At 63.7% G+C, this 12774-nt stretch carries 15 protein-coding genes; 9 read left to right on the top strand and 6 right to left on the bottom strand.

Features of this window, described 5'->3' with window-relative positions; genetic code table 11:
- Position 1: 1 nt before the first annotated feature.
- Together PEP31012_RS20525 and PEP31012_RS20520 are read right to left on the bottom strand one after the other, a co-directional pair.
- On the bottom strand, positions 2–817 hold the full coding sequence (locus tag PEP31012_RS20525) for an alpha/beta fold hydrolase (RefSeq protein WP_150591143.1): 816 nt from the start codon (positions 815–817) through the stop codon (positions 2–4).
- Positions 814–1863 (bottom strand): 2,5-dihydroxypyridine 5,6-dioxygenase NicX family protein, encoded by a 1050-nt coding sequence (locus PEP31012_RS20520; RefSeq protein WP_150591142.1) that lies wholly within the window; start codon positions 1861–1863, stop codon positions 814–816. The genes PEP31012_RS20525 and PEP31012_RS20520 overlap by 4 nt, the downstream gene beginning before the upstream one ends.
- A gap of 160 nt (positions 1864–2023) precedes the next feature.
- Between PEP31012_RS20520 and PEP31012_RS20515 the strand changes: the two genes are divergently transcribed.
- The 5 genes from PEP31012_RS20515 to kynA all read left to right on the top strand — a co-directional run bounded on the left by PEP31012_RS20515 (position 2024) and on the right by kynA (position 6259).
- A complete protein-coding gene (locus tag PEP31012_RS20515) occupies positions 2024–2542 on the top strand; it encodes a flavin reductase family protein (protein ID WP_150591141.1) in 519 nt (172 codons plus the stop codon).
- A gap of 8 nt (positions 2543–2550) precedes the next feature.
- A complete protein-coding gene (locus PEP31012_RS20510) occupies positions 2551–3015 on the top strand; it encodes a MarR family winged helix-turn-helix transcriptional regulator (protein ID WP_150591140.1) in 465 nt (154 codons plus the stop codon).
- 255 nt (positions 3016–3270) lie between these two features.
- Complete coding sequence (gene kynB / locus PEP31012_RS20505; protein WP_150591139.1) at positions 3271–3936, top strand: arylformamidase; 666 nt, start codon at positions 3271–3273, stop codon at positions 3934–3936.
- Positions 3937–4011: 75 nt separating this feature from the next.
- The gene (gene kynU, locus PEP31012_RS20500; RefSeq protein ID WP_150591138.1) at positions 4012–5265 is read left to right on the top strand and encodes a kynureninase; all 1254 of its coding nucleotides are present in this window, start codon (positions 4012–4014) and stop codon (positions 5263–5265) included.
- 16 nt (positions 5266–5281) lie between these two features.
- A complete protein-coding gene (gene kynA / locus PEP31012_RS20495; RefSeq protein ID WP_150591137.1) occupies positions 5282–6259 on the top strand; it encodes a tryptophan 2,3-dioxygenase in 978 nt (325 codons plus the stop codon).
- A 466-nt stretch (positions 6260–6725) separates the two neighbouring features.
- Here the strand turns inward: kynA and PEP31012_RS20490 are convergent, their stop codons facing one another.
- Positions 6726–7574 (bottom strand): IclR family transcriptional regulator, encoded by an 849-nt coding sequence (locus tag PEP31012_RS20490; RefSeq protein ID WP_246171405.1) that lies wholly within the window; start codon positions 7572–7574, stop codon positions 6726–6728.
- 230 nt (positions 7575–7804) lie between these two features.
- On the opposite strand from PEP31012_RS20490, the gene PEP31012_RS20485 reads away from it, so the two are divergent.
- The gene (locus PEP31012_RS20485; protein ID WP_150591136.1) at positions 7805–8998 is read left to right on the top strand and encodes an acyl-CoA dehydrogenase; all 1194 of its coding nucleotides are present in this window, start codon (positions 7805–7807) and stop codon (positions 8996–8998) included.
- A 218-nt stretch (positions 8999–9216) separates the two neighbouring features.
- Here PEP31012_RS20485 and PEP31012_RS20480 read toward each other — a convergent pair whose 3' ends face one another.
- Complete coding sequence (locus PEP31012_RS20480) at positions 9217–9855, bottom strand: peroxiredoxin (protein WP_150591135.1); 639 nt, start codon at positions 9853–9855, stop codon at positions 9217–9219.
- A 205-nt stretch (positions 9856–10060) separates the two neighbouring features.
- Here PEP31012_RS20480 and PEP31012_RS20475 point away from each other — a divergent pair, with 205 nt between their 5' ends.
- The 3 genes from PEP31012_RS20475 to PEP31012_RS20465 all read left to right on the top strand — a co-directional run bounded on the left by PEP31012_RS20475 (position 10061) and on the right by PEP31012_RS20465 (position 11396).
- Positions 10061–10369, top strand: coding sequence for an ElaB/YgaM/YqjD family protein (locus PEP31012_RS20475; RefSeq protein ID WP_026131540.1), 309 nt, complete (start codon positions 10061–10063; stop codon positions 10367–10369).
- Between the two features lie 104 nt (positions 10370–10473).
- Entirely contained in the window at positions 10474–10857 is a 384-nt protein-coding gene (locus tag PEP31012_RS20470; protein WP_150591134.1) for a phage holin family protein, read from the top strand.
- Positions 10858–10871: 14 nt separating this feature from the next.
- Positions 10872–11396 carry a DUF3318 domain-containing protein gene (locus PEP31012_RS20465; RefSeq protein WP_174978343.1) on the top strand — a complete coding sequence of 175 codons (525 nt, stop codon included), beginning with the start codon at positions 10872–10874 and terminating at the stop codon, positions 11394–11396.
- A gap of 221 nt (positions 11397–11617) precedes the next feature.
- Here PEP31012_RS20465 and PEP31012_RS20460 read toward each other — a convergent pair whose 3' ends face one another.
- Positions 11618–12145 (bottom strand): GspH/FimT family pseudopilin, encoded by a 528-nt coding sequence (locus PEP31012_RS20460; protein ID WP_174978342.1) that lies wholly within the window; start codon positions 12143–12145, stop codon positions 11618–11620.
- Positions 12135–12758 (bottom strand): pilus assembly protein, encoded by a 624-nt coding sequence (locus tag PEP31012_RS20455; protein ID WP_174978341.1) that lies wholly within the window; start codon positions 12756–12758, stop codon positions 12135–12137. Before PEP31012_RS20455 ends, PEP31012_RS20460 begins: the two co-directional genes overlap by 11 nt.
- Positions 12759–12774 lie beyond the last annotated feature (16 nt).

Genomic DNA, 12774 nt, shown 5'->3' with positions numbered 1-12774 from the left:
CCTAGAGTGTTGCGAGGAAGGCGCACACCTCGGCATTGAAGTCCGCCGGGTGCGTCAGGTTCATGAGATGCCCGGCCCCGGGCAGGCAAACGTAGCGAGCGTGCGGAATCGCTTCGGCCATGCGCGCCATGACTTTCGCCGGTGCGTTGGCGTCGTGCTCGCCGGCGATGAGCAGGACCGGCACCGCAAGACGCGCGAGTGCGGCGCGCTGCTCGAAACCGACCAGCGCCTGGAGCGCCGCGCGATAGGCGGCAGGCGTGAGCGCGCCCATCGCATCGACGGCGAGTGCCTGCGCACTCGCTCGCGCGGTAGCGGCGGGTTCGCTGAATTCAACGGGTTCGCCGAGCATGCCCGGCACGATGGCTTCAGCCATCTCGCGCAAGGTTTTGCCGGCGTCGAGCGGCGCCGTGCGCTGCCGCACGAATTCACGCTGAAAATCGCCGTCGGGCTTGCCGAACGCAGGCGATGTGCCGCACAGGACGAGCGCGGCGATATCGCGCGTGAACGGCGCGCCACGCGCCATCAGCTCCTGGGCGACCATGCCGCCCATGCTGTGGCCGACGAGCACGAAACGCGCGGGTCCCAACGCATCGAGCATCGTCCGCAAGCGCTCGGCCAGCGCCGCCATCGTCGGCTCGGCGGGCATGGCGCTCTCGCCGTAACCGGGCATGTCCCAGGCCGCGACGCGATAACCCGCCGCCACGAACGCCTCGAATTGCGCGGGCCACACATGACGATTGCCGCCGATGCCGTGCAGCAGCACGAGCGTGAGCGGACCGTCACCGGCGGTGCGACAGGCAGGCACGGGAAGCGTCATGCGGCGAACTCCCCTTGCAATTGCCCGTCGCGTACGACGACGTCGCCGTCAAGCGCGATCGTGCAACGCCGCAGCGGCAGATCGAAATGCCCGAGCGTGTGACGTCCCGCCACTTCGTTGGCGCCGGTCGAATACAGGAAGTTGCCCGCAAAGGCGCGCTGCTCGGTACCGTTGCAATCGCGCTTGTCGTAACAGGCGAGTGCGTCCCAGCGCGCCCGGGGGTTCAGGCCGAAGCCGACGTGCGAGACGGCGTAGGCATCGCGATCGCCCCAAGCCGCGAAATAGTCGCGCATGAGATCGACGTCCACGCCTTCGCCATCGATCGCGACCACGTAGTCGTCTTCGACGGTGAGTTCGATGCGATCTCGCAGATACTGCTTGAACGTGAGGTTGATGTCGCCCGGGGCCAGCACGAGCTGTCCGTTCACGCTGTGCGCGGCGGGAAATGCCAGTGCCAGGCCGCCCGGCCAGTGCGCCACCTGCCCCGGCTTGGCGCACCAGCCCCAGACCCCGCCCACGCGCGCGTCGCGAAGTCCGATGCGCAGATCGGTACCGGCAAAGGAGGTAACGTGCATTTGGGCGGCCGTGCGCAAGCGCTTGATCGCGGCGCGCACTTTCGGCTCCAGCGCCGGGTCGGTGGCGCAGCGTTCCAGAATTTCGGGATGTTCGTTCGAGACCATCAACACGCGCGCGCCGCCGCCCAGGATGTCGGGCAGTTCGGGGGCGTGCAGCAAGCCTTCGACAGTGCAGTCGACGACAAGCGTGGCGGCTTTGAGCGCCGCGACGACGGGTGCCAATCCGCCCAGCGCGTCGCTGGCGCCGGTCGAGCGCACGGGCACCGGCGCACGCACGCGCGGACTCGGCACAACCAGCCGGAAAGGCGCGGCGCCAAGCGACTCGGCGGCCAGTTGCGCCAATTCCACGTTGACAGGCCGGGATTGCGTTTCGGCTACAATCGCCACCACATCACCGGGTCCGATGTCGCAGCGCCGCAAGGTCTCGGCAAATACGTCGATCCACTTATGCTCGATTCGCTCGATCAGCATATCGTCTCCTGAGCGTCTGACCCTCTCGCCCGCCGGGGGCTTTGCCCCTCGGCGCGCGGCTGGCCGTCACGCGTCTTGTCGATCTGTTGTTCGTGCCATAGTATATGAATATTCATACAAATCAACCCGATCAAATTTGCCGGACGGGAGTGCAGGGACAGTGAACGCCAAACGCGCCTCAGCGCCAGATTTCGACAGTGCAGCCTTTCGTCATGCGCTCGGTCAATTTGCGACCGGGGTGACCGTGATCACCACGCGCGCCGACGACGGCTCGCTCATCGGGATCACCGCCAGTTCGTTCAACTCAGTGTCGCTCACCCCGCCGCTCATTCTGTGGAGTCTTGCCACGCGCGCGGGCAGCATGCCGGTCTTTCGCGAGAACTCGCACTATGCCGTGAATGTGCTGGCGTCCGATCAGCTCGAAATCTGCAAACGTTTCGCCACGATGAAGGGTGACCGTTTTGCGGGCGTACCTTACACGCTCTCGGCGTCGGGCACGCCGGTGCTCGATGGCGCGCTGGCCTGGTTCGAATGTCATAACCGCAGCCGTTACGACGAGGGCGATCATGTCATCTTCGTCGGCGAGGTCGAGCGGTGCGGCGTGCATGCCCACGTTGCCGAGCGCATGCCGCTGATCTTCCACGCGGGCGGCTTCCACAAGCCGCAGTCGCTGGGCTGAGGCGCCGCATGCCTGCCGCCGGTGCGCCGTTCGTCGACGACTACCTGGCGTATCTGCTCGCCCGCGCGAGCACGCTGGTGTCCGACGAATTCCATCGTGAAGTGGCGGCGGCCGGACTTGGCGTGACGGAGTGGCGTGTGCTCGCCACGCTCTCCGACGGTCGTGCGCGCACCATCAATCAACTGGCCGACATCGTGCTCGCCAAGCAGCCGACGCTCACCAAGATGGTCGACCGGCTTGAAGCGACCGGCGACGTCGTGCGCGGTGAAAGCGCTACGGATCGGCGCCAGTCGCTGGTCTCGCTCACCGACGCCGGACGCGATCGCGTCACGCCACTGCTCGCCAGCGCGCGACGCCACGAGGCCGGTGTGCTCGCCCGCTTCGGCGCGGAACAATCCACCTTGCTCAAAGCGACGCTGCGCCGGTTGATCGACGAGATGGCGCAAGGGACGTCGGGAACGTCCGGAACCTGAGGGACGCAAGGGGCGCGCACGCCCCGTGGGCACATTCCGATCGCCGTGCGGCGGGGTCTGAAATCGCGAAAAGCCCTTCGCGATGAATCGTTGAATATTCGATCACTTCGCAATATTGTCGAATATCCTTTCAACAAATCAAGAAAAATCAATTTTTCCAATCAATTTCACGCATCACCGTCCCCGAATACGCAAGCACTTGCGACGCGAATTCTTCTAAGATGCGCATATCGATTCACGATTTTGCGCACGCCCATGACCGAACCCCGCCACCGCCCAGCCGACGCGCGCAACGAGCGCCGCGTATGGGATATCAGCGCCCCGCTTTCGAGCGACACGCCGGTCTGGCCCGGTGACACGCCGTTCACAGAAGCGGCGGTGTGGCAGATCGGACCGGGCTGCCCGGTCAACGTTGGCCGCATCACGCTCTCACCGCACACGGGTGCGCACGCCGACGCGCCACGTCATTACGACGATGACGGTGCGTTCATCGGGGAAGTGGCGCTCGAGACCTATCTGGGCCCATGCCGTGTGATTCATTGCCTCGGCGCGTCGCCGGCCGTCACGCCGGATCAGGTCGCGCCGCACCTGACGAACGTGCCGCCGCGCGTGCTGTTGCGCACTTATGCGCAAGCGCCTGTCGCCCGCTGGGACAGTGACTTCTGCGCCGTCGCGCCCGAGACCATCGACCTGCTTGCGTCGCACGGGGTGAAGTTGGTCGGCATCGATACGCCGTCGCTCGATCCTCAGGACAGCAAGACGATGGATGCCCACCATCGCATTCGGGCGCATCGCATGGCTATTCTGGAAGGACTGGTGCTCGATGCCATCGTGCCGTCCGATTACGAACTCATCGCATTGCCGCTCAAGTTCATGCGGCTCGATGCGAGTCCGGTGCGCGCGGTGCTGCGCTCGCTTTGAGGGGCACGGCCCGGGCTGGGCGCACGACATACGACTTCCTTTTTTCGCATTGCTTACATTGACAAAACGCAAACCATGACGTCTTCTCGCAACGATTGTCTGGCCCTTGACGCGGCCGATCCGCTCGCCCCGCTGCGCGCTCAATTCGATCTGCCCCCCGGCGTGATCTATCTCGATGGCAACTCGCTGGGCGCGCGCCCGGTCGCCTCGGCCCAACGTGCCCAGGAGGTGATTACGGCCGAATGGGGCGTGGGTCTCATTCGCAGCTGGAACGAAGCCGACTGGTTCGCGCTGCCGCGCACGCTGGGCGACGCGCTGGCCCCGATCATCGGCGCAGGCCAAGGCGAAGTCGTGGTGACGGATACCACGTCGAGCAACCTGTTCAAGGTGATGGCCGCCGCGCTGGACGCGCAGCGCACGCTCGCGCCGCAACGCAAGGTGATCGTCTCCGAGCGCAGCAACTTCCCGACCGACCTGTACATCGTGCAGGGCCTCACGCGCCTGCTCGACGACGGTTACTCGCTGCGCCTGATCGATTCGCCGGACGAGTTGCCCGCCGCGCTGGGCGACGACGTCGCCGTGGTGCTGCTTACGCACGTGAACTACCGCTCGGGCGCCATGTACGACATGACGACGCGCACCGCGGAGATTCACGCGGCCGGTGCCCTGTGCGTGTGGGATCTGTGCCACTCGGCCGGCGCGGTGCCGGTCGACCTGAACGGTGCCAACGCCGACTACGCCGTGGGTTGCACGTACAAGTATCTGAACGGCGGCCCGGGCGCGCCGGCGTTCGTGTGGGTGAACAAGCGTCTTCAGGATACGTTCTGGCAACCGCTGTCGGGTTGGTGGGGCCATCGCACGCCGTTCGCCATGCACCCCGAGTACACGCCGGACAACGGCATCGGGCGCTACCTGTGCGGCACGCAGCCGATCGTCTCGCTCTCGCTGGTGCAGTGCGGCCTGGACATCTTTGCGCAGACCTCGATGGAAGCGTTGCGTCGCAAGTCGCTTGCGCTGACCGATCTGTTCATCCAACTGGTGGAATCGCGTTGCGCCGAATTCCCGCTCACGCTGGTAACGCCGCGCGATCACGCGGCACGCGGGTCGCAGGTAAGCTTCGAGCATCCGGAAGGGTTCGCCGTGATTCAGGCGCTGATTGCCCGCGGGGTGATCGGCGACTATCGTGAACCGCGCATCATGCGCTTCGGCATGACGCCGTTGTACACGAGCTTTGCCGATGTCTGGGATTCGGTCGAGATTCTGCGCGACGTGCTGGCAACGGGCTCGTGGGACAAGCCCGAATTTCACCGCCGCGGTGCGGTGACCTGAGCGAGGAGTCATGAGCATGAGCAAGACCCCTTCCCGCGCGCTCGAGCCGCAGGACACGCAGGACACGCCGCCCCAGGTGACGCCCGCATCGGGCGGGTGCCCGTTCGGGCATCAGCGCACGGACGATGCGACACCGGGCGCGACTTCCGCCCCGGCGCAGGCGTCGGCCGATGCCACGCAATGGCACGAGGCAAAGCTCGACTTTTCGAAGAGCATGAGCTACGGCGACTATTTGTCGCTCGATCCGATTCTGAACGCGCAACATCCGCGCTCGACCGACCACAACGAGATGCTGTTCATCATTCAGCATCAGACGAGCGAGTTGTGGATGAAACTCGCGCTCTACGAACTGCAGGCGGCGCGTACAGCGGTGCACAACGATGACCTGCCGCCCGCGTTCAAGATGCTCGCCCGTGTGTCGCGCATTCTCGAACAACTGGTGCAGGCGTGGAGCGTTCTGGCGACGATGACGCCGTCGGAGTATTCGTCGATGCGCCCGTCGCTCGGCAGCTCGTCGGGCTTTCAGTCGTATCAATATCGCATTCTGGAGTTCATGCTCGGCAACAAGAATGCAGCGATGCTCAAGCCTCATTCCCATCGCCCGGATCTCTTCGAGCAAGTGCAAGCCGCGCTGCGCGCCCCGTCGTTCTACGACGAGGTGGTGCGTCTGCTCGCACGTCGCGGATTTGCCATCGCACCCGAACGCCTGGAGCGCGACTGGACGACGGCAACGCCGCACGACGCGAGCGTCGAAGCCGCCTGGCTCGAGGTGTATCGCAACCCCTCGCAACACTGGGAACTGTACGAGATGGCCGAGGAGCTGGTCGATCTCGAAGACGCCTTCCGCCAATGGCGCTTCCGCCATGTCACGACCGTCGAACGCATCATCGGCTTCAAACAAGGCACCGGTGGCACCAATGGCGCCCCCTACCTTCGCAAGATGCTCGATGTCGTGCTCTTCCCCGAGCTTTGGCATGTGCGGACGTTGCTGTGAGTTCTTTTCTGTGCGGTGATGACACCCATCGCATAGATTCGCACGTCGCCCTGTCACACGCCCAGGGCTGCGGCGCTTGCCCGTCCCCTGACTCCGCTCCAATGCCGGTTAAGTCGCTACGTCAGGGAACGGACAATCACCGCCATCGTGCGCCCCTACGTTCCACCCCGTTCGCCCCTGTTGATCCCTGATCATCCCAGCATTCGTCCCCGCTGTTGTTCCTGCTGTTGTTCCTGCTGTTGTCCGGTCTGTTGCTACTGTTGTCGTTCTGGCTTTGTTGGCCGTGTCATGTTGGTGGGAGTTGTCGAATCGAAGGCGGTTGCGGATCGGGTTGGGGGTCGCCCGCGGTGCGACTTAACCGGCAATGGAGTGCCGCGGGCGAGCCCCAACCCGATGGACCACTGACGTTCGCCGATTTTTGCCGGCTTCAGACGGCTTCAGACGACGTCAGCGGACTTACACCGACTTACACCTGCCCGCTGAGGCGCGCGGCGAGTTGCTTCAATCGTGGTGCGATCTCTTCACGGAAGACTGCATCCGGGATCGATGATGAGGGGCCGCTGCAACTGATCGCCAGCCAGCGGTTCTGCCTGATGTCGCGTAGCGGCACCGCCACTGCATTCACGCCCTCATGCCATTCGCGAAACGAGTAGCAGCACCCCTCGCGCTTGTACGTCTCGATCCCTTTGTCGACGCCCGATCGCAGCGCGTCCCAGCCAACATTGCGCATCGCCGCTGGCTTCGCGTCATAGGCGTCATGCAGATCGGCCAGCATCGTCTCCCGCTCGACCGGGGTCATGGCCGCCAGGTAGACGCGCCCCATCGAACTGGTCAACATCGACAAACGTGAACCCGCCGTCAGGCCGAGCGTGAGATGTGCCGAATCGCTGCGGATGGTCTCGAGATACATCATGTCGATGCCTTCGCGGCAACCCAGCGAAATCGAGCACCCCATTTCCTTGGCCAACGCGCGCATGTGCGGACGCGCCAACGTGAGCATGTCGGTGCCATTCAGGAACGCGTACCCCAGCGCCAGCACGCCGGCGTCGAGCGCGTACTTGCCCAACTCGGCGTCGTAGCGCAGATAGCCCAGCTCGGTGAGCGTATAGGCCAGCCGGCTGACGGTCGCCTTCGGCAATCCGGTACGCGCCGCGAAGTCGCGATTGCCCAGCAGCGTGTCATCCGGGCCAAAGGCGCGCAGCAGTTCAAGACCACGCGCAAGCGCCGTGACGAACTTGCGCTCGTCGTGCGACGGCGGCACACCATGCGCCGGCGCGCCGGCAAAGGCAGACAGGGACGTTTTGACCACAACCATCGCGTGCTCCGCATCAAAATGGATCGACCCGCACAACAACTGACCGTTGCCGAGCCAAAAATTTTAGTGTTAAACTAACTTCAGTTTCGGAACATTGTTCCGCATTGCGGAACTTTAGTCAAGTCGTCGCGCTTTCCCGGTTCGGGGTGCCACAACGCCCACCGGACGATGGGGCAGGGCCGACGAGGATTTGTCAGCGCATTTTTCGAGGACATCGGAGGAGATAGGTCATGGCAGGCAATGCACAGTTTCAATGGGAAGATCCGCTGTTGCTCGACGCGCAGCTCACCAGCGAGGAGCGCATGATTCGCGACGCGGCCGCCGCTTACGCGAACGACAAGCTCGCACCGCGCGTGCTCGAGGCGTTCCGTCACGAGCGCACCGACGCGGCCATCTTCCGTGAGATGGGTGAGATCGGCCTGCTCGGCCCGACAATTCCTGAAGCGTACGGCGGCCCGGGTCTGAACTACGTGGCCTACGGCCTGATCGCGCGTGAAGTCGAGCGCGTGGATTCGGGCTATCGCTCGATGATGTCGGTGCAGTCGTCGCTCGTCATGGTGCCGATCTTCGAATTCGGCAGCGAAGCGCAGAAGCAAAAGTACCTGCCGAAGCTGGTCAGCGGCGAGTGGATCGGCTGCTTCGGCCTGACGGAACCGAACCACGGTTCGGACCCGGCCGGCATGACCACGCGCGCCAAGAAGGTCGCAGGTGGCTATGAGCTGAGCGGCAGCAAGATGTGGATCACGAATTCGCCGATCGCCGACGTCTTCGTCGTCTGGGGCAAGCTCGCCGACGAGAATGGCGAGGAGAAGATTCGCGGCTTCATTCTGGAAAAGGGCTGGAAGGGTCTCTCCGCCCCGGCCATTCACGGCAAGGTCGGCCTGCGGGCATCGATCACCGGCGAAATCGTGATGGATCAGGTGTTCGTGCCGGAAGAGAACCTGATGCCGGGCGTCTCGGGCCTGAAGGGGCCGTTCACCTGCCTGAACTCGGCCCGCTACGGCATCGCCTGGGGTGCACTGGGTGCCGCCGAATTCTGCTGGCACATGGCACGTCAGTATGTGCTCGACCGTCAGCAGTTCGGCCGTCCGCTCGCCGCGAATCAGTTGATCCAGAAGAAACTGGCCGACATGCAAACGGAAATCACGCTGGGCCTGCAAGGCTGCCTGCGTCTGGGTCGCATGAAAGACGAGGGCACTGCCGCCGTCGAGATTACCTCGATCATGAAGCGCAACTCGTGCGGCAAGGCGCTTGACGTCGCCCGTCTCGCGCGCGACATGCTCGGCGGCAATGGCATCTCCGATGAGTTCGGCATCGCCCGCCACCTGGTGAACCTCGAAGTGGTCAACACTTACGAAGGCACGCACGACATCCACGCCCTGATCCTCGGTCGCGCACAGACCGGCATCCAGGCGTTCTTCTGATCGATCGATTCGATTGACCGGATGCCATGCACCTCGCGCGTCTCGCGGTGCATGGCACTTGTCTGGTACGCGTCGTTTCTCAGGCCGCAAGTCGCGGGCCGTCAATCCCCCGAGTGACGGCGCGTACCAAACAAAAAATGCCAGCGCTCTCGCGCTGGCATTTTCGCTTATGTCGTCAACGACCGCTGACGGCTTTGCGACCCGACGGGTTGGCCGGATTACTTGTTCGGCTGGGGCGTCATTCGCAGGTACGGACGCACGACCTTGTAGCCCTTCGGGAATTTTTCCTTCAGCACAGCTTCGTCCTTGATCGAGGGAACGATCACAACGTCTTCGCCATCCTTCCAGTTACCCGGCGTGGCCACCGAGTAGTTGTCGGTCAGTTGCAGCGAATCGATCACGCGCAGGATTTCGTCGAAGTTGCGCCCCGTGCTGGCCGGATACGTGATGATCAAACGCACCTTCTTCTTGGGATCGATCACGAACAGCGAGCGAACGGTAACGGTTTCGCTGGCATTCGGATGGATCATGTCATAGAGCTGCGACACCTTGCGATCGCCGTCGGCCAGAATCGGAAAGTTGACCGTGGTGTGCTGGGTTTCGTTGATGTCGTTGATCCAGCCCTTGTGCGATTCGGCATCGTCCACCGACAGCGCAATCGCCTTCACGTTACGCTTTTCGAACTCACCCTTGAGTTTGGCGGTCAGACCCAGCTCAGTCGTGCACACTGGCGTGTAATCGGCCGGGTGGGAGAAGAGCACCCCCCAGCTATCGCCGAGAAATTCGTGGAACTTGATTTTGCCAACCGACGAGTCTTGCTCGAAATCGGGGGCAATGTCACCCAAACGCAATGTCATTTACAGTCTCCTTGATGTCCGTCAACTCAGTGGGGGAAAGACTAAAGGATGCTAACCTTTGCCAGAACGAATAAAAAATTTGGTGCAAATAATTAATCGAAATATAAGACCACCGGGACGTTGTTTTCTGGCAACGACGCATTGAACGCGTTACGATGTCACTCATATCCCTCTGGCATTTTCCTCCCAAAATCGGGTAACGACCATGTCGCAAGTACCTACCAACAAGGAGAAGTTCATGACCGATATCAAATCCGTATTGGCCGACGCCGAAGACCTGCTCAAGCAAGCCGCCAACACGACCGGTGAGCGCGCCTCCGAGCTGAGCGACAAGGCCCTGGCACTGCTCAAGCAAGCCAAGGAAAAAGCCTCCGACGTGCAGGTGGTCGTCGTGGAGAAGAGCAAGCAGGCCGCTCGCGTGACCGACGACTATGTTCACGATCATCCGTGGCAAGCCGTGGGCATCGCCGCCGGCATCGGCGTGGTAATCGGCCTCCTGCTCAATCGCAAGTAAGCGGCGCAGACACCGGTATTCGTCACGTCTTCGCTCACTCCTCTGCCCAAGGCGGAGCCCGCCTGACCGGCGCGACAGGTCGGGTGGGCCGCCCAGCTCACTTCATGACCGACCCTGATCGCACGACCCCGCCGCGGCCTTCGCTGCGGCGCCTCGCCGGTACGTTGCTCGAGATCGTACAGTCGCGCATCGAACTCATCGGCATCGAGCTGACCGAAGAAAAGGAACGCCTGATGGGCGTGGCTTTTCTCGGTCTGGCGGCGATGCTCTTCGGCGTGCTCGCCCTGGTGTCGCTCACCGCGCTGGTTATCGTGCTTTTCTGGGACACCTATCGTCTTCAGGCAATGACCGGCATCTTCGTCGTGTATCTGGGGCTCGCGGGATGGTGCGCCGCACGCGCGCGAAACATCCTGCGCGATGCCCCAATGCCGTTCGAGGCCACACTGGCCGAGTTCGAAAAGGATCGCGACGCGCTGCGTCCGGACTGAAGGAGATCTGCCCCGTGCCGCTCGAACCGAACCGCCCTCGCCGCCCGCGACCGTCACGACGTTCGCGTCATGAACTCCTCGCCATTCGCAAGGAACTGGTGCTCACGCGCATTGCCGTCGAGCGAGCCGAACTGATCCAGGTCTCGCGCGTCACGCGCGAGCGTCTGCGCAATTTCCGTTGGGTGCGCTACCTGCTGCCGGGCGGCTTTGCAAAGCTCGCCGGGCTTGGGGGACTGGCCAACTCCGGACTCAAGCTCGGCGGCCTGTTCGAGCGCTATCCCCTGGTCAGTTCGGTCGCTTCGTTGGCCCTCACCGGATTGTCGCGGAAGCCTGTCGGACGCCTGGTTCGTCGCAGCCTCAAGTGGGGCGGCCTCGGCGTACTTGCGTGGCAAGGCATCAAGCTCTGGCAGGAATCGACGAAGCCGTCGACGCCACAAGCCGACGATCCCGGCGCGTCCCGCTCTGGGTCGGCCGCGGCGTCTGCCACGAACGCTTCCAAAACCGACACGAACGACGCTGGCGTACCGCCCATCATGTAACCGACACGACCGCCGCCTGACACGTCCCTGCGTGGCGGCGACGCCGCTCCCAGACGTCATAACATCACGGGTTCATCTCGGCTCCATAGCTCCATAGCGCCGTAGCGTCATCGCCTCATTGCGTTATGCGAACAGGGCGTCGCAGTGTTATCGCGCCTTCGTGTCGTCGCATCATGGCCGCCCGACCTCTTGGCTTCACGTCGTCACGGATTCACACGGATTCATCGCGGTGCGGCAGCGCAACGGCGCGCGATGCGGGCGCGGCCATAGGCGTTGATCGTGATACAGATGCGCCGCCCGTGCCCTTCGATTCGTACCGTCCCCGAGAGCCATCTGTCGTTCTCTGTCCGCATGAAGCCGCTTTCCGCGAACGCCAGTCCCTCCGTGTAGTACAGCGCCCAGTCCGCTTCGACGTTGATCCCTGGCGGCAGTGGCGCATATCTTCCCAGCAATTGATCCCCCGCGTCGAAGCGATCGTTCCGATTTTCGTCCACGAACGTCACCCAGCCACTGCTCAGACGCCCATCGCCTTGCGGTGCTATCGCCACGCGCCGGTGACGCCCCAGCGCTTCCGCGCGTGCGGTCTGCATCGATGCCAGGAACGCGCGCGCCGTAATATCCACCCCCACCCGACGGCGAACCGCCTCGATGGAGGGCGCGACGGCCAGCAGCGCCACGGCAAGTACCGCCATCGCGACGACACACTCCAGCAACGTGACGCCCGACGTCGTCCGTGGATCACGACGCATCGCAAGGTTCTCGTTGGGCACCCGATGCGGATACGCCCGCGGCACCATCATGCCAAGTCACCACCTCACGCCAATTCAATAAGCGCGAGGCATAGGAGGCAGACGACGAACGCGAAGCATCGGATGGGCTGCCCGCACCGGGACGCACCGCCGGCGCGCGCCGCCGAACCTCGTAGATCGCCTGAAGGTAGACGCGCGTCCCGGGCAAGTCGCCACATCCCATCGCACTGACCCGATAACGTCGCACTGACGGGTCGCGCTTCGCCGCGTCACCCGCCAAATAGGCGGAGAAGGCGATCCTCTCGATAAAGTATCGCGCCTTGTGCACCCTGACGACCGCCCCGCTGCTGCCCCACTCGAGCGTCCGCCATCGAGGCACCCGTTGGGGATACCAGACATCACCCCGATGGCTCGCCGCGAGCACCCCATGCGGCCCCGCGTCGAACGCGGACATCGCCGCGATGTCCTCGGCGCGAGCGTCATCGGTGAGCCAGCGCCGCGCCTCGGCAAGCGCCTCGTCGGCCGCGGCAAACGCGCCTGCGCGATCGTTCGTGTACGCGACAAAGCGGCTTGCCAACTGGCGATGTTGCATGCCGGACGCGGCGAGCGACATCAGGGCAGCCAACCAC

The organism is Pandoraea eparura, assembly GCF_902459725.1.
In the GTDB taxonomy this organism is placed as follows: domain Bacteria; phylum Pseudomonadota; class Gammaproteobacteria; order Burkholderiales; family Burkholderiaceae; genus Pandoraea; species Pandoraea eparura.
Note: the sequence above shows the minus strand (reverse complement) of the source record. Positions and strands in the feature narration are given on the sequence as shown.

What these genes read in the sequence shown, in the direction of transcription:
- PEP31012_RS20525 (WP_150591143.1), bottom strand. Translation starts at nt 817, where the DNA reads ATGACGCTTCCCGTGCCTGCCTGTCGCACCGCCGGTGACGGTCCGCTC.
- kynB (WP_150591139.1), top strand. Translation starts at nt 3,271, where the DNA reads ATGACCGAACCCCGCCACCGCCCAGCCGACGCGCGCAACGAGCGCCGC.
- PEP31012_RS20485 (WP_150591136.1), top strand. Translation starts at nt 7,805, where the DNA reads ATGGCAGGCAATGCACAGTTTCAATGGGAAGATCCGCTGTTGCTCGAC.
- PEP31012_RS20510 (WP_150591140.1), top strand. Translation starts at nt 2,551, where the DNA reads ATGCCTGCCGCCGGTGCGCCGTTCGTCGACGACTACCTGGCGTATCTG.
- PEP31012_RS20475 (WP_026131540.1), top strand. Translation starts at nt 10,061, where the DNA reads ATGTCGCAAGTACCTACCAACAAGGAGAAGTTCATGACCGATATCAAA.
- kynA (WP_150591137.1), top strand. Translation starts at nt 5,282, where the DNA reads ATGAGCAAGACCCCTTCCCGCGCGCTCGAGCCGCAGGACACGCAGGAC.
- kynU (WP_150591138.1), top strand. Translation starts at nt 4,012, where the DNA reads ATGACGTCTTCTCGCAACGATTGTCTGGCCCTTGACGCGGCCGATCCG.
- PEP31012_RS20470 (WP_150591134.1), top strand. Translation starts at nt 10,474, where the DNA reads ATGACCGACCCTGATCGCACGACCCCGCCGCGGCCTTCGCTGCGGCGC.
- PEP31012_RS20490 (WP_246171405.1), bottom strand. Translation starts at nt 7,574, where the DNA reads ATGGTTGTGGTCAAAACGTCCCTGTCTGCCTTTGCCGGCGCGCCGGCG.
- PEP31012_RS20460 (WP_174978342.1), bottom strand. Translation starts at nt 12,145, where the DNA reads ATGCGTCGTGATCCACGGACGACGTCGGGCGTCACGTTGCTGGAGTGT.
- PEP31012_RS20480 (WP_150591135.1), bottom strand. Translation starts at nt 9,855, where the DNA reads ATGACATTGCGTTTGGGTGACATTGCCCCCGATTTCGAGCAAGACTCG.
- PEP31012_RS20455 (WP_174978341.1), bottom strand. Translation starts at nt 12,758, where the DNA reads ATGTCGCTCGCCGCGTCCGGCATGCAACATCGCCAGTTGGCAAGCCGC.
- PEP31012_RS20520 (WP_150591142.1), bottom strand. Translation starts at nt 1,863, where the DNA reads ATGCTGATCGAGCGAATCGAGCATAAGTGGATCGACGTATTTGCCGAG.